We start from the raw sequence: 19505 nt of genomic DNA on the forward strand, positions 1-19505 counted from the left end.
GGCGCATGTTATCCGTTTTGATTATGACGCGAAATTCTGAGAAGCCTCTGGCTCAAACGTTGTCAGCATTGGTATCCGCCGTTGTTGAAGGGCTTTTGCGACGTGTTGTTGTTGCGGATAGCGGTTCCAGCGATGCGACACGATTGGTTGCCGAAGGGGCGGGATGTTCGCTTTACGATGCTAAGGATTTACCGAAGGCATTTGATGATCTGCGAACGCAGTGGCTTCTCGTCTTAAAGCCCGGTGCAATTCTTCAGGATGGCTGGGAAGATGCCGTGCGGCGGCATATGGAATCGGGAAAAGCGCCGGCACGCTTTTCAACACCACATGATTCGGGTTTGGTGGGCAGGTTTTTGGGTGCAAAGCCGTCGCTCGATGCAGGACTTCTGGCGCCTGTCTTGGTTATCAGGCCATTGATCCGGGATGGGGGCATCCCACCGGTTGTCATAAAACAACTCAAGCCTGTGCGGCTGTCCCACCCGATTTTGCCACCAGAAACAACAAAAGGCGGAGCCTGAAGCTTCGCCTTTTTGAATAATATCAGCGCAAGCTGATATTATTTCTGGTAGCTCGAAGGCGATGCGTCGCCAAAACGATGGGCTGAGCCGTCCTGATAGGTGTTCTGACCAATCGAAGCGGTTGCCGTGCGATCAACCTGCTGTGTTGCAACGGGTGTGCGGTCATTGGCATAAAGATCGGCAGGGGTGCCAACATTTGGGTTTTCAGCGAAAGCAGCACCGGCGCTCAGAACGACGGCAACAGCAGCAAGAGCAAACTTTTTCATTTTTCTATTCCTTCTATATCGCCCTTTGGATGGCATCAGTGCTTCCGGGGGCACCGGGGTGGCGCTAACGCCATCCACCGGGGAGATAACTGGGGTGCTGTTCGGATCATTCCGCCCAGCGGGATTGTTTACAAACTGAGCTTAGTTCTGAAAGCTCGAAGGCGATGCGTCACCGAAGCGATGAGCTGAGCCGTCCTGAACGGAGACCTGACCGATGGAAGCGGTTGCCGTACGATCAACCTGCTGGGCTGCAACGGGCGTGCGGTCATTGGCATAAAGATCGGCAGGGGTGCCAACATTTGGGTTTTCAGCGAAAGCAGCACCGGCGCTCAGAACAACGGCAACAGTAGCAAGAGCAAACTTTTTCATTTTCTATCTCCTTGGTTTTTGTGAAGCGACGCTGTGTTCGTCGTTTCGATGAGCAAGAGATAGGCCTTTCGATTGGCTGCGCCTAGCCACCGTTTGGTTCACAGATTGTATTCGTAATGGTGAACAATAAGGCGGATTTTAGCGGCATGCCTTCTCTGCGGTGAATTTTGTTCAAGTATATGTGAACAATAAAAGGCGAAGACCGGGCCTTACCAAGGCGTGTACCGAGAACGTTGGATAATGCTTGAAAACAAATACAGAGCATTTCCAATGATTCAATCAAACCAGGAAGTGCTTTAGTCAGCGGAAGCCGTTGTTTTCGTTGAAATAACGAACCAGTCCGGTTCCTTCGAGCGGATGGCGCTTGCCGCCATATGTGTGCGCGCCATGTCGTTGAATATGGCAAAGCACGTCGCTCCTGAACCTGACATTTGCGCAAAGAGCGCGCCGTGCTCGCGCAGGCAATCAAGCTTGTCGTTGATTTGTGGCGCAAGCTTGAGGGCGGCTGGCAGCAGATCGTTGCGTGTTGACCCAAGGTAACCGCACATCGCTTCAACGCTGCCTTCAGGTGGCAAGGCGAGCGCCGGATGGTCGCGCTTTGTCAATGCTTGGAATACAGCGGGTGTGGCAACAGCCGTGCCATCATTGATAAGCAAGAGGGGAAGCGACGGTATGCCTGTTACAGGGGAAAGCCGCTCACCAATGCCACGTGCAATCAACGGCGTACCAAAGGCCGCGCCATGCAGACACATAGGAAGGTCTGCGCCGAGCTTTAAGCCAAGCGCTGCAAGCGTGTCAGAATCCAGCTTCAGCTGCCATAGTTCATTGAGCGCAAGAAGTGTTGCCGCAGCATCGCTTGATCCCCCACCAATGCCGGAGGCAACGGGCAGGTTCTTTTCAAGGTGGATGGCAACAGGGGGCAAATCACGCGCAGCATATTCTCGCAAAGCATCGCGGGCTTTTAAAACGAGATTGCCACCATCAAGCGGAACCCCTTTGGCGAAACGACCACTGATAGTGAACTGATCCTGCGGGGTGGGCGTCACTTCAATGACATCGCCATAATCGGCAAAAACCACAAGCATATCAAGCAGATGATAACCATCATCCCTGCGCCCGGTTACATGGAGCGCGAGATTGGTCTTGGCCGGAGCAGTGTGTCGAACCGTTTGTGCGGCCTGTGCTGTATTGTGCATTTTCTAGGTAAATCAGGATCAGTCTTTTTTGACGTAATATTCGCCGGTCTTGGGATCCTGAACCAAAGTGCCATTGGCACGGTTCTGGGCTTCCTTCTCTGCCCGACGCACACGCTGGGTCACGCGAACCGCTTCGCGCTTGAACGACCGGTAACCGTACCAGGCGGCGGCGAGGATCAGCAGCAGAAAAATAAGCTGGGGCATGGCCTCTAGTCCTTTTAGCATCGTGCCTTCACAGAATGAGAGCGCCCTTTGTGCGTCCAAAAGGACGCTTGACGCTCTAGGCTTACACATGTCCTGCAATTGCCATTTCAGGACATGTATGGATAAATCTTAGCAGCAGTGTAACACTGATCTTGGTCTTTATGCACCATAACATGGTAAAACCATGGAATTCAAAGCCCGTATCGCGCCCAGAGTGCTTTTTCTTCTGCAACCGATAGCAAACCATCGCCAAGATGGGCTGCGATAGCGGAGGGGTCGATACCAAGGCCGAGGCCCATTTCGACACCCGGCACCTTCCGGCCCAGAAATCCGCGCTTGGGTTCGATCAGCTTGAGTTTCACCTTATTGCCATAGGTTTTGCGCAAAAAGCTGCGCATATCTCCAAGACCGTCGATCAGGCCAATTTCTTTGCCCTTGATGCCAGTCCAGAACATGCCGGTGAAAAGGTCGGGATCGTTTGCAAGCTTGCTGCCACGACGCTCTTTCACCATGTCGATAAAGGTTTCATGAATTTCAAGCTGAAGCTTTTTCAGCCGGTCAATATCGGCCTTTTTCTCTGGCTGGAATGGGTCGAGTACGGCCTTGTTTTGTCCGGCTGTATAAACGCGACGCTCGACGCCGATCTTTTTAAGCAGTTCCGGAAAACCAAACGATGCCGATACGACACCAATCGAGCCAACGATGGAAGAGGGGTCAGCAATGATCTCATCGCCCGCCAGTGCAATCATGTAACCACCGGACGCAGCGGCGTCTTCCACGAAGACGAAAACACGCTTTTGATGTTCGTCCGCCAGATCGCGGATACGGCGATAAATCAGGCGCGATTGAACCGGTGAGCCGCCGGGCGAGTTGATCGAAATTGCAACGGCTGGCGCTTCCTTTTCGCCAAAGGCTTTTTCAAGCACGCCCGCTGCCGTTTCCAGCGAAAGCGAAGGACGCAACGGTGAGCCGCCGCTCATGATCGCACCGTGAAGGCGTACAACCGGGATTTCAATTTCTTTTTTGCGAAAACGACGCGGAATGAAGCGGGACAAGAGGCCGGACAAATCAAACTCCAGTTGAAAAAAATGTTACCCCAGATGTAGAAATCATTCCTGAAAATACAAAGAAAAATGCCCGGAATTTTGTTCCGGGCATTAAAAAATCGTCAGTTTTGTGGTTTTGCCAGCATTCTGAGTAGGAAGTAACCACAGATTGCAGAGAGCGCAGAGCCTGTAAGGACGCCGATCTTCGTCTCTGCCTGCAAGAATTCCGACGGGAAGGACAGCAGACCGATGAAGATGCTCATGGTGAAGCCGATACCGCACAGAATGGCAACGCCGTAAAGCTGGCCCCAGCTCGCGCCCATGGGCTTCTGCGCAAGCCCGGTTTTTATCGCAAGCCATGCTGCACCAAAAACACCAATCTGCTTGCCGACAAACAGCCCCAGCATGATGCCAAGTGGCAATGTGTCGAAGATGATTGAGGGTGTCATTCCGGTAAATGAGATGCCGGCATTTGCAAAGCCGAAAATGGGAACAATGATAAAGGCAACTGGTTTGGCCAGTGCGTGTTCGAGCTGGTGAAGAGGCGAACTCATATCATCCGGCTTTGCCTTGCCCGGCTTAAGCGGAATCATGAGCGCTGCGACAACACCTGCAACCGTGGCGTGAACGCCGGAATTGAGCACAAAGAACCACAGCACAGCGGCACCGATGAGGTAGGGCAGCAATTTGGCTACGCCAAAACGGTTCATGGCAAACATCACCGCCGCAGTTGCAAAGGCCGCGCCGAGATAAGGCATTGAAATTTCCGCTGTATAAAAGACCGCGATGATGATGACAGCTGCAAGATCGTCGAGGATTGCAAGCGTTGCAAGAAAAACCTTGAGACTTGTTGGTACCCGTGGTCCAAGCAATGATAATACGCCAAGAGCAAAAGCAATGTCAGTGGCGGAAGGCACAGCCCAGCCGTGTACTTTTTCTGCATCGCCATAGTTAAAGGCAACAAAGATCAGCGCTGGTACGATAACGCCACCTGCGGCTGCGATCCCGGGAAGGATGCGATTGGGCCAACTTGCAAGCTGACCATCAAGGAACTCGCGCTTGATCTCAAGGCCGACCAGCAAAAAGAAGATCGCCATCAATGCGTCATTGATCCAATGTGCAAGGCTGAGCGGCCCGATATAGAAATGCAGCGCATCAAAATAAGCGCTTGAAAAGGGTGTGTTGGCGACGATCAGCGCAAGCGCTGCGGCTGCCATAAGCACAATGCCACCGGAAGATTCGCTGTCCAGAAAGCGGCGCATGATGGAGATGGGGCGGACAGGCTTCGGATTTGATGTCATTCTTCTTCTTTTCAGGTTGCTTCCGGAGTGTTGACTTCATAAAGAACGAGATTGCGGTCCGTTATTTCCAGTTCGGGCCAATAGGAACGCCACTGATTTATATGGTCTGATGCGAAGTGTTTTTCCAGTGAATTGCGATCCTGCCATAGCTCTTTTACATGGATAATTCCCGGCTTGAGTACATCTTGAGAATAACAATAATCAATGCAGCCGGTCTCAGCGCGGCTTGCTTCAATCATTCGTTTCATGATGGGGCGAGCATCGTCTAATTTTTCCGCAGGCAGTCTCACAGTTCCCACGACCAGAATCATGACTTCATTTTCCCAGAATATATTGTTTGCAGATTCGACCGTGTGATATGCAGCCATTTCTTAAAGCAGTGAAGTCTGGCCATTATTAATGGCTGTGGCACGTGGCGTAAAATCATTGCCTGCATCGCCATGCAAAACAAGGGCAGGCATGAGCGACAATCCTGCGCGGCTTCCACGAATGCCCGTAATGATGATGCGAATAGCTGAGTTTTGCGGTCGAGGCTGTATCGGAATGATTTTCAAGCCGCCAAAACGGCCTTCGAGTGCTTCGAGTATCGGCGCAATCGAGCCGGGGCGCGCAATGACGGAAACGCCACCGCCTGGCTTGACGATGCCGGAGGCCGTGCGCATCCATTGGTCAAACATGCCTTCCGGCATGACATGCGCTTCTGCTTTCACCGGGTCAGGTGTTGAGCGATCACGTGCCTCGTTGAATGGGGGATTCATGATCGCAAAATCGAAGCTGTCGTTGGATAGCCCCGCGGCGGCACGCGCCTTACCAGCCAGCGAGACATCGGCTTCAAGGATGTCGACGCGATCAGTCAGGGCTGCATTGAGTGGGTGGGCAAGTGTCTTGCGTGCGAAGCCGAGCATGAAGCCGGAGCGCTCAATAAGGGTGACCTGTGCATTTTTGCAGCGGGCCGCAACGGCAAGCCCTGCCGCACCCGCACCGCTTCCAAGGTCAGCAAGGCGACCGGCAAATCCATCTGGTACGCTGCTTGCCAGTATCATTGCATCGACGCCGGATCGATGCCCCTTCATTGCAGGCTGCACGAGATGAAACGCCCCCCGATGGAATGTGTCGAGTGTCTCTTCCATGCTATCGTGCTGATGCTCGGATATGTTACTTGTCATGATCTCTTAATTCATGCTCCAGACCGGCATCGATAAGATAGCGCCGGGCTTCGTCCAATCTGTCTTCCTCGACCAGAAAGCGCCTCGGTATAATGCCAAGAGAGCCTTCAAGGATACTCATATTGGTATCGGCGATGAAGTAGATGATGCCTGCTTCTTTCATCAGAGCTTCCGCAACTGACAGCAGAACGGAATCATTTGTGCGCATAAGTTCGATCATTTCGACAATGTGTATTCAATAGACCGCATTGACAACAGCTTCCTTCAATGGTGAACAGGCTCTGAGTAAAAAAGCTTAAGCGTTGCTGGGCTGATAGGTGCCTTGAGCAATCCGGTTCGCTTTCATAATGTGACCGGGCAGCTAGGAGTGATGACATTGGGTGTGGTTTTGAATCTTGACGCGAAGAAAAAACAGGGCGGATCAGTGCAGCCACTGGTCGATTTGACGAAGGCCGATATGGGCCGGGTCAATGAGCTGATCCTGTCGCGTGCAGGCTCCGATGTTGAAATGATCCCTGAGGTTGCCAATCATCTGATCTCATCGGGAGGCAAGCGCCTGCGTCCGATGATGACACTCGCGAGCGCCCGTATGTGCGGCTATGAAGGTGATGGTCATGTGCGCCTCGCAACGGCTGTTGAGTTCATGCATACAGCAACGCTTTTGCATGATGATGTGGTTGATGAAAGTGATCTGCGTCGTGGCAAAAGCACGGCGCGTATGATCTGGGGCAATCAGGCAAGCGTTCTGGTTGGCGACTTCCTGCTTGGTCAGGCATTCAAGATGATGGTCGATGTGGGCTCGCTTGATGCGCTTGATGTTCTTGCAACCTCTGCATCGGTGATCGCTGAAGGCGAAGTGATGCAGCTGGCTGCCGCCAAGAATATGGAAACCACCGAAGATGAATACTTGGCGGTCATCAAGGCCAAGACGGCGGCGCTGTTTTCGGCTGCCGCTGAAGTCGGCCCGATTATCGCGGATGCGCCGCGCTCTGAGCGAGTTGCCCTGCGTGATTATGGTCTGAATCTCGGCCTGGCTTTTCAGCTTGTTGACGATGCGCTTGATTATGGTGGCTCGGCTGCTGATCTTGGCAAGAACACCGGCGATGATTTCCGCGAAGGCAAGATTACCCTGCCGGTTATCCTGAGTTATCGTCGCGGTACCGAAGAAGAACGTGCTTTCTGGAAGCAGGCGATTGAAGAAGGTGCAAGTGACGATGCTTCACTTGAAAAGGCGATTGGCATCATGACAAAGCATGGCGCGATTGCCGATACCGTTCAGCGAGCACGTCACTTCGGTGAGATTGCGCGTGATGCTCTGGCACCGTTGAAGGCCACAGCTGAGAAGGATGCACTGATCGAAGTCATCGATTTTTGCATTAGCCGGGTAAACTGAGGCTATTGTTCAATTGAAAGAAAGGCATCCATCACGGATGCCTTTTGAGCATGTCACCTGAAAGTGGAAGCCGGTTTCAGGGCGATGACATGCTGATAAGAATGAAAGAAAAGCATCCATCACGGATGCTTTTCTTGCCCTGACATCCCAAAAAGGCCATGCTTGGGGTGCCTCTGAATAGGGGGAACTGATACGGATTTGAAAAGAGGACTGGGCTTTATGCGGCAGGGAACAAAACGTCATTCGTTTTATGGGTTGCTTTTGCTGGCTTTGGCTGGCGCAGCCTTGCCTGTAAACACGGCGATGGCAAAAGCCAATCCAGATCCTGTTTCACAAGTCCGTGCCGGTTCTTTTGCGGGCGCTTTTCTGGCGGCCCGCACGGCCGAGGCCGACAACAATATTGGAGCTGCGGTGGATTTCTACCGTCAGGCCATGGCTTTTGATCCCGGCAATGACATTATCAAGCAGAATCTGCTTCTGGCACTTCTGACGGAGGGCCGCTTCAAGGAAGCGCTGCCCATTGCGGAAGAACTAAAAGATCAGCCGGAGATTGAGCGCTTTTCGCGTGTTGCATTGGCAATCGATGCGATTTCCAAAAAGCAATATCGCAAGACCGGCCCGCTGCTGATGCTATCCGTTCAGTCTGATATGGATGTGCTCGCCACCAGTCTCATGAGCGCTTGGGTCAAAGTCGGGCAGGGCAATCCGAAACGTGCACTGGCCGATGTCAACAAGATTGAAGGCCCGGAATGGTATAACCTTTTCCGCATTTATAATGCTGCTTTGATTGCGGATATTGCCGGTCAGAAGCAGGATGCACGCAATTACTACCAGCAGGCAATTGACGATCGCCCCGGTGGCGCTGCGGCTCCTGATACGTATGAGCGGGTTGTGATGGCCTATGCTTCCTTCAAGCTTCGTCAGGGCGACAAGGAAGGCGCGATCAAGCTTCTCAAAGACGCAGAAGAATTGCTCAACGGCCGCATGACCATCACCGAAATGCGCGAAAAACTTGAGGCGGGACAGAAATATCCTCGCCTGATCGACACGCCGCAGCAGGGCGTTGGCGAAGTGCTTTATACGCTCGGAACCGCGATCAATCGCGGTGGCGCGGAAGCTTTTGCCAAGCTTTATTTACAAATGTCGCTGCCGCTGCGCCCTGATAATGATGCAACACTTTATCAACTGGGTGATATTTCGGCGAAATTGCGCCAGCCCGAACAGGCTGTTGAATACTATGCTCGTGTGCCTGAAAAATCGCCATACCGGCGCGACGCCGAAATGCAGCGCGCGCTTAATCTTGCCGAAAACGACAAGACAGGCGAAGCGATCGCGCAGTTGAAAACCTTGCGAGAGCGCGACAAGACGGATCTGCGCACCTATCTGGCATTGGGTGCCGTCTACGCACAGGACAAAAATTTTGCCGATGCTGCAAAAATCTATGATGCAGCGGTGAAGCAGATTGAAAAGCCAGAGCGTAAGGACTGGCCGGTTTTCTATCAACGCGGTATTGCGCATGAACGGTTGAAGGAATGGGATCAGGCGGAGCCGAATTTCAAAAAGGCGCTGGAGCTTTATCCCGATCAGCCGCAGGTGCTGAATTATCTTGGCTATTCATGGGTTGATCGCGGTGAAAACCTCGATGAAGCGTTGGAGATGATCAAGAAAGCAGTCGAACTGCGTCCGCAGGATGGCTATATCGTTGATTCGCTTGGCTGGGCTTATTACAAGCTCGGTCGTTACCCGGAAGCCGTGGTTGAGCTTGAAAAAGCCGTAAAACTGCGCCCGGAAGATCCAACCATCAATGATCACCTTGGTGATGCTTACTGGCGGGCGGGTCGCCAACTCGAGGCTACGTTCCAGTGGAATCACGCAATCGCTGGCAAGCCTGAGCCGGAAGAACTGGCCAAGATCGAAGAAAAGCTGAAAAAGGGTCTGGCACCCGATCCAACACCTTCTGAGGCACGGGTTCAGGAGAAGAGCCTTGCCCCGGCAAAAGCCCCTGAAAGCAAAACCGAATAGTTTTATAGCCCGGAAGTCGCACCGATTTCCGGGCCTTGTATTTGTCGATCTGGGGCTTGGTGTATTCAGCGATCAAATGTCATGCTTGACCGTGGCAGGCGGACAAATTAGACCGGGCCAATCATTTCAATAACAAGGCCTGACCCCGTGTCCAGTACGTTGCCAGCACATATGCACCCCACCCGTTCCTTTCAGGGCTTGATCCTGACGCTCCATAACTATTGGGCGGAACATGGTTGCGCTATTTTGCAGCCTTACGACATGGAAGTGGGGGCTGGGACTTTCCACCCGGCAACGACATTGCGTTCACTTGGACCAAAGCCTTGGAAAGCCGCTTATGTGCAGCCATCGCGCCGCCCGAAGGATGGTCGCTATGGTGAAAACCCAAACCGCTTGCAGCATTATTACCAGTATCAGGTGATCATCAAGCCATCGCCGCCGAACCTTCAGGATCTTTATCTCGGTTCGTTGCGCGCTATCGGTCTTGATCCGACGCTGCACGATGTGCGCTTTGTGGAAGACGACTGGGAAAGCCCGACGCTCGGCGCTTGGGGTCTTGGCTGGGAATGCTGGTGTGACGGCATGGAAGTGTCGCAGTTTACTTACTTCCAGCAGGTTTGCGGCATTGAATGCTCGCCGGTTGCAGGTGAGCTGACCTATGGTCTTGAACGCCTCGCCATGTATGTGCAGGGCGTGGACAATGTCTATGACTTGAACTTCAATGGTCTCGAAGGCGAAGAAAAAGTTACCTATGGTGATGTTTTCCTACAGGCCGAGCAGGAATATTCCCGCTACAATTTCGAAATGGCGAATACAGAAATCCTGCATCAGCATTTCATTGATGCAGAGCGCGAGTGTGCAGCCATTCTAAAAGCGGGCAGCACGGGCGAAGGCTCACTGCATAAATGCGTGTTCCCGGCCTATGATCAGTGCATCAAGGCATCGCATGTCTTCAACCTGATGGATGCGCGCGGCGTGATCTCGGTTACCGAGCGTCAGAGCTATATTCTGCGCGTGCGCAATCTCGCGCGTCAGTGCGGCGAAGCATTTTTGCTCACCGACGCCGGCGGCTTCAACCTTAAGAACGAGGCTGTGTGATGCCTGATTTACTGCTCGAACTCTTTTCCGAGGAAATCCCGGCTCGCATGCAGCGCAAGGCTGCTGGTGATTTCAAGAAGATGATCACCGATGGTCTGGTGGAAGCTGGTCTGACCTATGAGGCAACCACTGCCTACTGGACCCCGCGCCGCCTGACGCTTGATATTCGCGGCCTGACAGTGCGCTCAAAAGACGTGCATGAAGACGTTAAAGGTCCATCCGTTACGGCTCCTGAGCAGGCCATTGCAGGCTTTCTGCGCAAGGCTGGATTGACCGATGTATCGCAGGCGCATGTGCATTCTGACCCGAAAAAGGGCGATTTCTACGTTGCTCATCTGACGAAACCGGGCCGTGCCGCGGAAGAAATCATCGCAGAACTCGTACCGCAGGTGATCCGCAATTTTCCATGGCCAAAGTCGATGCGCTGGGGTGCAGCCTCGTCAAAGCCGGGTGCGTTGCGCTGGGTGCGTCCGCTGCAATCAATCCTTTGCACGTTTGGGCCTGAAACCGAAGAAACGGTTGTGGTCGAGTTTGATGTTGATGGCATCAAGTCGGGCAATGTCACCTATGGGCATCGTTTCTTAAGCGATGGTCAGGCGATCAAGGTGCGACGCTTTGAGGATTACGTCGATAAGCTCGAAAAGGCTTTCGTAGTGCTCGACGCCGAGCGCCGCAAGGAAATTATTTCGCAGGATGCGCATAATCTCGCCTTCGCCTCCGGGCTGGAACTGGTCGAAGATGCAGGCCTGCTTGAAGAAGTATCCGGCCTTGTCGAATGGCCTGTTGTGCTGATGGGCGAGTTTGAGGAAGAATTCCTTGCAATTCCGCCGGAAGTCATTCAGCTGACCATCCGCGTGAACCAGAAATGCTTCGTCACCCGCAAACAGGGTGAGACGGAGGCGCTGTCGAACAAGTTCATTCTGGTGTCGAACATTGCAGCACGCGATGGTGGCACGGAAATCGCTTATGGTAACGGCAAGGTCGTGCGCGCACGTCTTTCTGACGCGCTCTACTTCTGGCACACCGATCAGCATGATCTGCCGGACCTCGACAAGCTTTCAGCGTCGGGCGAGAAATTCGGCCTTGATCTCACAAAGCCGCTTGATCAGCGCATGGCGCGTCTGGATGCGCTGAATGTGACCTTCCACGCCAAGCTTGGCACGCAGGGCGCACGCGTTGAACGCATCCGCGAACTGGCAGCTGAGATTGCACCACTCGTCGGTGCTGACCCGAAGCTTGCCGCACGCGCGGCAGTTCTCGCAAAGGCGGATCTCACCACGGAAGTTGTCGGCGAATTCCCCGAACTTCAGGGTGCAATGGGCCGCAAATATGCGCTTCTTCAAGGCGAAGATGAATCTGTCGCAGCCGCTTTGGAAGAACATTACAAGCCGCAAGGCCCGTCTGACTTTGTGCCGAAGAACCCGGTTTCAGTGGCTGTTGCTCTTGCTGACAAGCTCGACACGCTGGTCGGTTTCTGGGCGATTGACGAAAAGCCAACCGGCTCGAAAGATCCGTTCGCTCTTCGTCGTGCAGCGCTTGGCGTGATCCGTCTTGTGTTGTCACAAGATTGGAAGTTCCCGCTCATGCCACTTCTGCGTTCGGCCTATGCCTCGCTCAAGGAAAGTCAGGTTCAGCGTCAATTGCGCGAGTTTGAAGCAAAGCTGGCTGCTGAAAAGTCTGGCGATGTGGATGGCGAACAGGATGTCGATAACGCACTGCGCAACTTCGAAACAATGAAGCGTGCGGAAATCGAAGCCAACGCGGAACCACTGCTTGCTGATCTTCTGTCCTTCCTGCATGACCGCTTCAAGGTTCACCTGAAAGAAGACGGTGCACGTCATGACGCGATTGACGCAGTTCTGACTTCTGATGCCGATAATCTTCTGCTGGTTGCCCGTCGCCTTGAAGCGCTGATCGTCTTCATCAATGAGGAGGACGGCAAGAACCTTCTGGCTGGCACCAAACGCGCTGCCAATATTCTGGCTGCGGAAGAGAAGAAGGGCACCAAGGTTGCCGCAACTGTCGATGCGGCTCGGCTGAAACTCGACGAGGAAAAGGCGCTTTATGCGGCTGTGAACCTCGCAGCTCAGGAAGCCGAAGAAGCCATTGCCCGCGAAGATTTCGGTGGTGCGATGCTGGCACTCGCCAAGCTGCGCGGTCCGGTGGATACATTCTTCGAGAAGGTTCTGGTCAATGACGAGGACGAAAACGTCCGCGCCAATCGTCTTGCACTGCTTGAACAAATCCGCGCAGCCACCAGCAAGGTGGCCGATTTCTCGAAAATCGCCGGATAAAATAAAAGAGCCGCCTCAAAGGCGGCTTTTTTTAATAACTCATTCCGATCTTGCATTAACTGCCTTTGAGATACACTTGCTCAAAAGCAAGGCTTTGTGTAGCTAAAGCGGCAGGAGAATGACCTTGGCCGATATTCTGGACTTCGATGACAATGCTGTTTCGCGTGCGGTAGAAGTGCTCGCCCGCGGTGGCCTTGTCGCGATTCCGACAGAGACAGTCTATGGCCTTGCTGCGGATGCAGCGCATGGCGAAGGCGTGGCCGGTATTTTTGCCGCCAAGGGTCGCCCGCAGTTCAACCCGCTCATCGCGCATGTTGACAGCATCGCCATGGCCGAGCGCTATGTGACCTTTGATGCTGTCTCTCGCAAACTCGCGGAGACTTTTTGGCCGGGGCCGTTGACTCTCGTTCTGCCGCTTGAAGCCAAACAGGATACGCCGCGCCCCATTCATCCGCTGGTGACAGCGGGACTTGAGACACTTGCTATCCGCATGCCAACCGGAAAAGTACGTGATGTTATAAAGAATCTCGACAGTCCGGTTGCAGCACCGAGCGCCAATACTTCCGGCCGCATCAGCCCGACTTCGGCCAAAGCCGTGGCTGATGATCTGGGTGGCAAGATCGATATGATCCTTGATGCCGGTCCGTGTGGCGTAGGTGTTGAATCGACCATCATCAAGGTTGAAGGCGAGCGCGTGCGCCTGCTGCGTCCGGGTGGTCTGGCTGCTGAGGAGATTGAAGCCGTTCTTGGTGTAAAACTCGAACGCGCCGAACACAAAGCTGCCATTCAGGCGCCGGGGATGATGGAATCGCATTATGCGCCCAATGCTGCCATGCGGCTTAATACAGCGAGTGTTGAGGAGGGCGAGGCGTTGCTGGCATTCGGGCCTGAGCGCGTGGTCAATGCCGAAAAGGCGGTTGCTCTGCTCAATCTCAGCTCGACAGGTGATCTGCGCGAAGCGGCCAGCAATCTGTTTGATTTCATGCGCAAGCTTGATTTGAGCGGCGCACGTACCATCGCAGTTGAACCCATTCCGTTCGATGGTCTCGGTGAGGCCATTAATGATCGTCTTAAACGCGCGGCGGCCCCGCGCTAGTTCCCCAAACATCTAAGAGAAGCACATGCTCGACACCGCCCTGATCGAACGATTTGCAGCCATTGTTGGCGAAAAGAACGCGCTGACCGCACCCGAAGACATTGCGCCATTTATGATTGAGCAGCGCGATCTTTATCAGGGCCGTTCGCTGCTGGTGCTGCGCCCGGCTTCAACGCAGGAAGTTTCTGACATTCTGAAACTCGCCAATGAAACAAAAACGCCAGTTGTGCCGCAGGGCGGTAATACCGGCCTTGTTGGCGGTCAGACGCCGGATCAGAGCAACACTGCAATCGTTCTGTCGCTTGGCCGTATGAACAAGGTGCGCTCGGTTGATCCGGTTGGCAATCTGGTGACGGTGGAAGCCGGTGTGATCCTGAAAAACCTCCAGGATGAAGCGCAGAAAGTGGGTCGTCTGTTCCCGCTTTCGCTGGGTGCCGAAGGCTCCTGCCAGATTGGTGGCAATCTTGGTTCTAACGCTGGCGGCACGGCAGTTCTCGCCTATGGCAATATGCGTGAGCTTTGCCTCGGTCTTGAAGTGGTTTTGCCAAGCGGTGAGATTCTCAACGACCTTCGCTATGTGAAGAAAGACAATACCGGCTACGATCTGAAGGACCTCTTCATTGGTTCGGAAGGTACACTCGGTGTTATCACTGCTGCCGTTTTGAAGATTTACCCGCAGCCAAAGGGCAAGGGCGTCGCTTATGCCGGTCTTCGCAGCCCGGAAGATGTACTGCGCCTGTTCCAGCTTGCGACCGAACATGCCGGCCCGTCGCTCACCGGCTTTGAACTGATGCCGCGTGTCGGCGTTGAATTTACCATCGCCCATGTGGATGGTGTGCGCGATCCGCTTGAAAGCCCGCATGACTGGTATGCGCTCGTCGATATTTCATCGAGCCGTTCAGAAGACGATGCGCGTACGACGCTTGAAACAATCCTGACGGAAGCGTTTGAGAACGACATCATTCAGGATGCCGCCATTGCCGAGAGCGTTGCGCAGTCACAAATGTTCTGGAAAATGCGCGAAGAAATGTCCTGGGCGCAGAAGCCGGAAGGTGGCTCAATCAAGCACGACATTTCGGTTCCTGTCGCGAAAATCCCGGAATTCATTCATGAGGCCAATGCAGCAACGCTCGAAATGATTCCCGGCTCGCGCATCGTTTGCTTTGGACACATCGGCGACGGCAATCTGCACTATAATGTGTCGCAGCCGGTTGGTGCAGACAAGCAGGCTTTCCTTGATCGCTGGCACGACCTTAATCACCGCATTCATACAATTGTTGCTTCTTATACGGGATCGATCTCGGCGGAGCATGGTATCGGCGTGTTGAAGCGCGAAGAACTTGCCTTCTTCAAGCAGGATGTAGCGCTTGAACTGATGCGCCATATTAAGAAATCATTTGACCCGAATGGCATCATGAATCCGGGTAAAGTGCTGTAATTTCAGCAAATATGACGAAATCGAGGCGGGCAGGAAACTGTCCGCCTTTTCATTTATGTAAACGAAAATTAGCAAGCATTACCGAGTTCTTACACTTGGTTGTAAAGCAGTAACCAAATGAAAAAGCAGGGAAAAGTTAACCTAACGCGTTAAGCGCCCCGGTAATATTCATCGCCTATTCTCCAAATCAACAAGAGCGAACATCGCTCATAAAGAGAAGCCGGAATAACTGGCTCTCAAAAAAACAGAGAGATAAGGCAGAGGCGTCGAAAATGATGAGCAGCGGACTTAAGAAGCCGGAATGGGCAGGTCAGGAACTTCGGTTGGATCCGTTTCACTTGCCACAGGTCGTGACTTACCCGGCAGAAGATTGTGACGCAGACGTAACCTTCACCATCAGCGAGCGGGGCGCGGTTGTCCGCCAGATTTTGCCATCAAGCGGTTTGCCAATGTCGCTTGCACTTCCGATTAACGCTTTCGTCGGCGTGACGGCGCGTGCGGTAGAAGATGAGTTCGGCGAAATCACCGTCACGCTGGAACTGATGCATGAAGATCCGCAGCTCTCCGTGCCGCTGCTGGTTGCGCACGATCTGACCGATGTTGCAGCTGATTGGCGCGCATGGGCCGCAACCTTCAATCTGCCAATGATGCTGGTTGAAGAGGATGGCATTGCGCGCCCGCTTTATGAAAGCACTGGTCCGGTTCGCACGTCTGAGCCACAGGCACGCCGTCAGGGGCAGGAGCCACGCCGCCGTCGTCCGCGTTTTCTGGCACGTCGCAAGACCGGCTCGCTGGGTGTTCGCATGGTGATTGAAGGCCGTGAGATTATCGCTCGAAATTAAGAAAATATCACATTCGCGTGTGAACACGGTCTTGTCGAATTTCTATACTATCTAAAGAATAACGCTTCACTCGGCGGCTGTCTGGAAAGATGAAGGACCTTTTCAGACATTTAAAGCTCCGAAGCTGAGGCAACCAACTTGGCTGACCTCCAACAAAGCCACCCGGATGGTAACTCCATCCGGGTTTTTTTATCGCATTATTTTTTGCGGCTGAGGAAAGCCATCACGGCTTCGCGTGCTTCGTTCGAAGTCAGTCGCTCGGCAAAATGCTTTGCTTCCCGCGCGATCCTCTCTGAAACGGGTTCAGCGGGAAGCCGCATTAGCCTGCGGGCGATCTGCATTGCCTGCGGAGGCTTGGCAGCAATTTCGTCTGCCGCTTTCAGAGCTTCGGTTTCCAGCTCGCTGCTTTCGACAATCTTATAAACGATGCCGGCTTCAAGAGCGGCCTGCGCATCAAAGCCGTGGCCTAATGCCAGAAGCGCGAATGCCTTTTGATGCCCCATAAGCGGCGGTGCCAGCAGGCTGGATGCTGCCTCCGGCACAAGCCCCAGATCAACGAAAGGCGTGCGGAACAATGCGTGGCTGGTTGCAAATGTCAGATCGCAATGAAGGTGGATTGTCGTGCCAATACCAATGGCGAGGCCATCGACACCGGAGACAATCGGCTTCTTTGCGCTTGAGAGCGCGCCAAGGAAATCGAGAATTTCTTGGCCAAGACTGCCACCCGATGCAGCTGCCATGAAATCCTGCATGTCATTGCCTGACGAGAATGCGCCCGGCACACCGAGAAACACGTGAACGCGCACGCTTTCATCGGCATCGCCGTCAATCAGTGCTTTGGCCATGGTGGCATACATGGCGCGCGTAATGGCGTTTTTCTTATCGGCCCTGTTAAGCCGGATAATCTGCACTGCGCCTTTGCGCTCGATCAGAATATGCTCACTCATGATCAGTGCTCCAGCGTAGATTTCGCCGCAGTAAGGCTGCTTGAACCCGTTATCACGGTGTCTTTCAGAGATGATACTTCCGCCAGCATGTTTTCAGCAAAGAAGCGGCAAAGAACGGCATGGCTGCTTTCATCGCTGGTAAGGGCCGCACGTGCCAGATAAGCGCCGCCAGCGGTCAGTGATAAAAGACGCTGATAAGGTGTAGCGCCAGCAAGTGCCTCTTCAGTGCGGCCCTCGCTTGCAGCCTTTTGCAGCCAATCGGTTGCTTCGCGTGCTTGCGCGATGGCAGCAGAAAGGCGCGAACCTGTTTCGCCCAGCTCTCGACGGTTCGAGACTTTCGCCTTCTCGGCATCTTCCTGTAACTCGGCAAAGAATCCTTTGATATGTTCACCGTTGCCCAGTGGCAGCTTGCGCAGCACGAGATCAATGGCTTGAATGCCGTTGGTGCCTTCATAGATCGGCGTAATGCGTGCATCGCGCAGCAATTGCGCGGCACCTGTTTCCTCAATAAAGCCCATGCCGCCATGGATCTGAATACCAAGTGATGCGACATCCACGCCTGCATCGGTGGCAAAGCTTTTGGCCAACGGTGTGAGAAGTCCAGCGCGATCCGACCAGAATTGCGCTTCTTCCCCTTCCGTTGCATGGCTCATATCAATAGCATGGGCACAAGAATAGGTAATTGCGCGTGCAATCTGTGTCAGCGCTTTCATGGTGAGCAGCATACGCTGCACGTCAGGATGCTCGATGATCGGGCTCATACCAGATTTCGGATCGGCACCAAGGGCGCGCCCTTGTTTGCGGTCTTTGGCATAATGAAGGGCTTGCTGATAGGCGGCTTCTGCAACACCCACGCCCTGAATTCCAACCAGCAAACGGGCATTGTTCATCATGGTGAACATACAGGCGAGGCCGCGATTTTCTTCGCCGATCAGATAACCGACAGCCCCCGTTTCCTCGCCTTTCACAAATCCATCGCCATAGATCATGGTACAGGTGGGGGAAGCGTGAATGCCCATCTTGTGTTCAAGGCCCGAGCAGAAAAGATCATTGCGGCGGCCCAGCGAGCCATCCGCATTGACGAGAAATTTCGGCACAAGAAATAATGAAATCCCCTTGGTTCCGGCGGGCGCATCGGGCAGGCGTGCCAGCACCAGATGCACGATGTTATCGGTCAGGTCATGTTCGCCATAGGTGATGAAGATCTTCTGTCCAAAGATGCGGTATGAGCCATCGTCACGGCGTTCAGCACGTGCGCGCAATGCCCCGAGGTCGGAGCCTGCTTGCGGCTCGGTCAGATTCATCGTGCCCATCCATTCGCCGGTGATGAGCTTTTCAAGATAAATGTCTTTCAGCTCTTTCGAGGCGTGCTTTTCCAGCGCTTCAACCGCACCCATGGTGAGCGTGGGCGCGATGGCAAAAGCCAGCGAGCCGGAATTCCACATTTCGCTGACTGCCACCGACATCATGGTCGGCAAGCCCTGACCACCATATTCAGGCGTGCCGGTGAGCGAGTTCCAGCCGCCTGCAATCCAATCGGCATAAAGCTCTTTCCAGCCCGGCGCGGTGGTAACAACGCCATCCTTAACGCGCGCACCGTGCTTGTCGCCTGTGATGCGGAGTGGCTCAACGCGTTCAGCAGCAAACTTTCCTGCCTCTTCGAGAATAGCTTCGGCCAAATCGGCGGAAAACTCTCGAAAATGATTACCTTCTAACGCTTTTTCCAGTCCTGCGACCTTCATCAGCATATGGAAAATTTCAGAAACAGGCGCGCGATACATCTTTCCTCCTAAATCGCATCCCGAAAGTGTGAACCGGTTTTCGGACAAGATGCGCGTCAAAAATAAACAATCAGAGCATGATCGAACGCGTTCCTGCTCTGAACCTTTTCCTCAAAAGGCTCCGAATTACCCGTTCAATTGGTGCAATCCGTTCAGCCCGTCGGCTGTCAATGACTAAGAGCTACCGGCTTATTACGTAAACGTCAATATTTACACAACGAAGTTTTTGGCTGTTTGGTCCTGGCTTTACGTTTTACCAGGCTGCGCGCTGAGCCACCGCAAGCACGTCGCCATATGATTGAAGTTTGGACCAGTCTTTCGATAATGCCGCATCTTCTTCTGCGCTCGTTCCAGATAGTGCTTACCAACTGTCCGATTGCATTTTCACCGCGCATCAAGGCTGGAATTGATCGCGATCGAAATTGTTCACCAAAATTGTCGCGACTGAACGGTTGAAACAAAAAAAGGCCGGGAATTACCCGACCTTCGAAGTGCCTCAACAATCAGTGCCAGTACATCCGTGGTCAA

Annotated in this window: 19 protein-coding genes; 8 read left to right on the forward strand and 11 right to left on the reverse strand. The window is 53.6% G+C overall.

Going from position 1 to position 19505, the window contains the following annotated elements:
* Nucleotides 1-5 precede the first annotated feature (5 nt).
* Nucleotides 6-518: a glycosyltransferase gene (locus ABE530_RS02355; RefSeq protein WP_499693464.1), complete on the forward strand. Its 513-nt coding sequence runs from the start codon at nt 6-8 to the stop codon at nt 516-518.
* A gap of 38 nt (nt 519-556) precedes the next feature.
* On the opposite strand, the gene ABE530_RS02360 is transcribed toward ABE530_RS02355, so the two are convergent.
* The 9 genes from ABE530_RS02360 to ABE530_RS02400 all read right to left on the reverse strand — a co-directional run bounded on the left by ABE530_RS02360 (nt 557) and on the right by ABE530_RS02400 (nt 6286).
* Nucleotides 557-784: a hypothetical protein gene (locus ABE530_RS02360; RefSeq protein WP_499693465.1), complete on the reverse strand. Its 228-nt coding sequence runs from the start codon at nt 782-784 to the stop codon at nt 557-559.
* 141 nt (nt 785-925) lie between these two features.
* The gene (locus tag ABE530_RS02365) at nt 926-1153 is read right to left on the reverse strand and encodes a hypothetical protein (protein ID WP_499693466.1); all 228 of its coding nucleotides are present in this window, start codon (nt 1151-1153) and stop codon (nt 926-928) included.
* Nucleotides 1154-1449: 296 nt separating this feature from the next.
* Nucleotides 1450-2349: a 4-(cytidine 5'-diphospho)-2-C-methyl-D-erythritol kinase gene (locus ABE530_RS02370; protein WP_499693467.1), complete on the reverse strand. Its 900-nt coding sequence runs from the start codon at nt 2347-2349 to the stop codon at nt 1450-1452.
* Between the two features lie 18 nt (nt 2350-2367).
* Nucleotides 2368-2553, reverse strand: coding sequence for a hypothetical protein (locus ABE530_RS02375; protein ID WP_265983043.1), 186 nt, complete (start codon nt 2551-2553; stop codon nt 2368-2370).
* Nucleotides 2554-2744: 191 nt separating this feature from the next.
* Nucleotides 2745-3620, reverse strand: coding sequence for a S49 family peptidase (locus ABE530_RS02380; RefSeq protein ID WP_499693468.1), 876 nt, complete (start codon nt 3618-3620; stop codon nt 2745-2747).
* A 101-nt stretch (nt 3621-3721) separates the two neighbouring features.
* The gene (gene nhaA / locus ABE530_RS02385; protein WP_265983045.1) at nt 3722-4900 is read right to left on the reverse strand and encodes a Na+/H+ antiporter NhaA; all 1179 of its coding nucleotides are present in this window, start codon (nt 4898-4900) and stop codon (nt 3722-3724) included.
* Between the two features lie 11 nt (nt 4901-4911).
* The gene (locus tag ABE530_RS02390; protein WP_265983046.1) at nt 4912-5211 is read right to left on the reverse strand and encodes a putative quinol monooxygenase; all 300 of its coding nucleotides are present in this window, start codon (nt 5209-5211) and stop codon (nt 4912-4914) included.
* A gap of 60 nt (nt 5212-5271) precedes the next feature.
* Nucleotides 5272-6066: a methyltransferase gene (locus tag ABE530_RS02395; protein ID WP_396996541.1), complete on the reverse strand. Its 795-nt coding sequence runs from the start codon at nt 6064-6066 to the stop codon at nt 5272-5274.
* Nucleotides 6056-6286, reverse strand: a complete 231-nt coding sequence (locus ABE530_RS02400) for a putative signal transducing protein (protein ID WP_499693469.1) — start codon at nt 6284-6286, stop codon at nt 6056-6058. Before ABE530_RS02400 ends, ABE530_RS02395 begins: the two co-directional genes overlap by 11 nt.
* Nucleotides 6287-6442: 156 nt before the next feature.
* Here ABE530_RS02400 and ABE530_RS02405 point away from each other — a divergent pair, with 156 nt between their 5' ends.
* The 7 genes from ABE530_RS02405 (at nt 6443) to ABE530_RS02435 (ending at nt 16249) form a co-directional block, all read left to right on the forward strand.
* Nucleotides 6443-7459 carry a polyprenyl synthetase family protein gene (locus tag ABE530_RS02405; protein WP_499693659.1) on the forward strand — a complete coding sequence of 339 codons (1017 nt, stop codon included), beginning with the start codon at nt 6443-6445 and terminating at the stop codon, nt 7457-7459.
* A 219-nt stretch (nt 7460-7678) separates the two neighbouring features.
* Nucleotides 7679-9481, forward strand: a complete 1803-nt coding sequence (locus ABE530_RS02410; RefSeq protein ID WP_499693470.1) for a tetratricopeptide repeat protein — start codon at nt 7679-7681, stop codon at nt 9479-9481.
* A gap of 171 nt (nt 9482-9652) precedes the next feature.
* Complete coding sequence (locus tag ABE530_RS02415; RefSeq protein ID WP_265983844.1) at nt 9653-10579, forward strand: glycine--tRNA ligase subunit alpha; 927 nt, start codon at nt 9653-9655, stop codon at nt 10577-10579.
* Nucleotides 10579-12873 carry a glycine--tRNA ligase subunit beta gene (glyS, locus tag ABE530_RS02420; RefSeq protein ID WP_499693471.1) on the forward strand — a complete coding sequence of 765 codons (2295 nt, stop codon included), beginning with the start codon at nt 10579-10581 and terminating at the stop codon, nt 12871-12873. Before ABE530_RS02415 ends, glyS begins: the two co-directional genes overlap by 1 nt.
* A gap of 118 nt (nt 12874-12991) precedes the next feature.
* The gene (locus ABE530_RS02425; RefSeq protein WP_499693472.1) at nt 12992-13969 is read left to right on the forward strand and encodes an L-threonylcarbamoyladenylate synthase; all 978 of its coding nucleotides are present in this window, start codon (nt 12992-12994) and stop codon (nt 13967-13969) included.
* 25 nt (nt 13970-13994) lie between these two features.
* Nucleotides 13995-15407 carry an FAD-binding oxidoreductase gene (locus tag ABE530_RS02430; protein WP_499693473.1) on the forward strand — a complete coding sequence of 471 codons (1413 nt, stop codon included), beginning with the start codon at nt 13995-13997 and terminating at the stop codon, nt 15405-15407.
* A 272-nt stretch (nt 15408-15679) separates the two neighbouring features.
* Nucleotides 15680-16249, forward strand: a complete 570-nt coding sequence (locus ABE530_RS02435) for a DUF6101 family protein (protein WP_499693474.1) — start codon at nt 15680-15682, stop codon at nt 16247-16249.
* Nucleotides 16250-16446: 197 nt separating this feature from the next.
* Here the strand turns inward: ABE530_RS02435 and ABE530_RS02440 are convergent, their stop codons facing one another.
* Together ABE530_RS02440 and ABE530_RS02445 are read right to left on the reverse strand one after the other, a co-directional pair.
* Nucleotides 16447-17196, reverse strand: coding sequence for a crotonase/enoyl-CoA hydratase family protein (locus tag ABE530_RS02440; protein ID WP_265983053.1), 750 nt, complete (start codon nt 17194-17196; stop codon nt 16447-16449).
* A 2-nt stretch (nt 17197-17198) separates the two neighbouring features.
* Entirely contained in the window at nt 17199-18977 is a 1779-nt protein-coding gene (locus ABE530_RS02445; RefSeq protein ID WP_499693475.1) for an acyl-CoA dehydrogenase family protein, read from the reverse strand.
* Between the last annotated feature and the right edge of the window lie 528 nt (nt 18978-19505).

The sequence above is a fragment of the Brucella sp. TWI559 genome (genome assembly GCF_039674265.1).
In the GTDB taxonomy this organism is placed as follows: Bacteria; Pseudomonadota; Alphaproteobacteria; order Rhizobiales; family Rhizobiaceae; genus Brucella; species Brucella chromiisoli.

Coding starts and splice junctions, on each gene's coding strand:
- ABE530_RS02355 (WP_499693464.1), top strand. CDS start 6: ATGTTATCCGTTTTGATTATGACGCGAAATTCTGAGAAGCCTCTGGCT.
- ABE530_RS02360 (WP_499693465.1), bottom strand. CDS start 784: ATGAAAAAGTTTGCTCTTGCTGCTGTTGCCGTCGTTCTGAGCGCCGGT.
- ABE530_RS02365 (WP_499693466.1), bottom strand. CDS start 1,153: ATGAAAAAGTTTGCTCTTGCTACTGTTGCCGTTGTTCTGAGCGCCGGT.
- ABE530_RS02370 (WP_499693467.1), bottom strand. CDS start 2,349: ATGCACAATACAGCACAGGCCGCACAAACGGTTCGACACACTGCTCCG.
- ABE530_RS02375 (WP_265983043.1), bottom strand. CDS start 2,553: ATGCCCCAGCTTATTTTTCTGCTGCTGATCCTCGCCGCCGCCTGGTAC.
- nhaA (WP_265983045.1), bottom strand. CDS start 4,900: ATGACATCAAATCCGAAGCCTGTCCGCCCCATCTCCATCATGCGCCGC.
- ABE530_RS02390 (WP_265983046.1), bottom strand. CDS start 5,211: ATGATTCTGGTCGTGGGAACTGTGAGACTGCCTGCGGAAAAATTAGAC.
- ABE530_RS02395 (WP_396996541.1), bottom strand. CDS start 6,066: ATGACAAGTAACATATCCGAGCATCAGCACGATAGCATGGAAGAGACA.
- ABE530_RS02400 (WP_499693469.1), bottom strand. CDS start 6,286: ATGATCGAACTTATGCGCACAAATGATTCCGTTCTGCTGTCAGTTGCG.
- ABE530_RS02410 (WP_499693470.1), top strand. CDS start 7,679: ATGCGGCAGGGAACAAAACGTCATTCGTTTTATGGGTTGCTTTTGCTG.
- ABE530_RS02415 (WP_265983844.1), top strand. CDS start 9,653: ATGCACCCCACCCGTTCCTTTCAGGGCTTGATCCTGACGCTCCATAAC.
- glyS (WP_499693471.1), top strand. CDS start 10,579: ATGCCTGATTTACTGCTCGAACTCTTTTCCGAGGAAATCCCGGCTCGC.
- ABE530_RS02425 (WP_499693472.1), top strand. CDS start 12,992: ATGACCTTGGCCGATATTCTGGACTTCGATGACAATGCTGTTTCGCGT.
- ABE530_RS02430 (WP_499693473.1), top strand. CDS start 13,995: ATGCTCGACACCGCCCTGATCGAACGATTTGCAGCCATTGTTGGCGAA.
- ABE530_RS02435 (WP_499693474.1), top strand. CDS start 15,680: ATGATGAGCAGCGGACTTAAGAAGCCGGAATGGGCAGGTCAGGAACTT.
- ABE530_RS02440 (WP_265983053.1), bottom strand. CDS start 17,196: ATGAGTGAGCATATTCTGATCGAGCGCAAAGGCGCAGTGCAGATTATC.
- ABE530_RS02445 (WP_499693475.1), bottom strand. CDS start 18,977: ATGTATCGCGCGCCTGTTTCTGAAATTTTCCATATGCTGATGAAGGTC.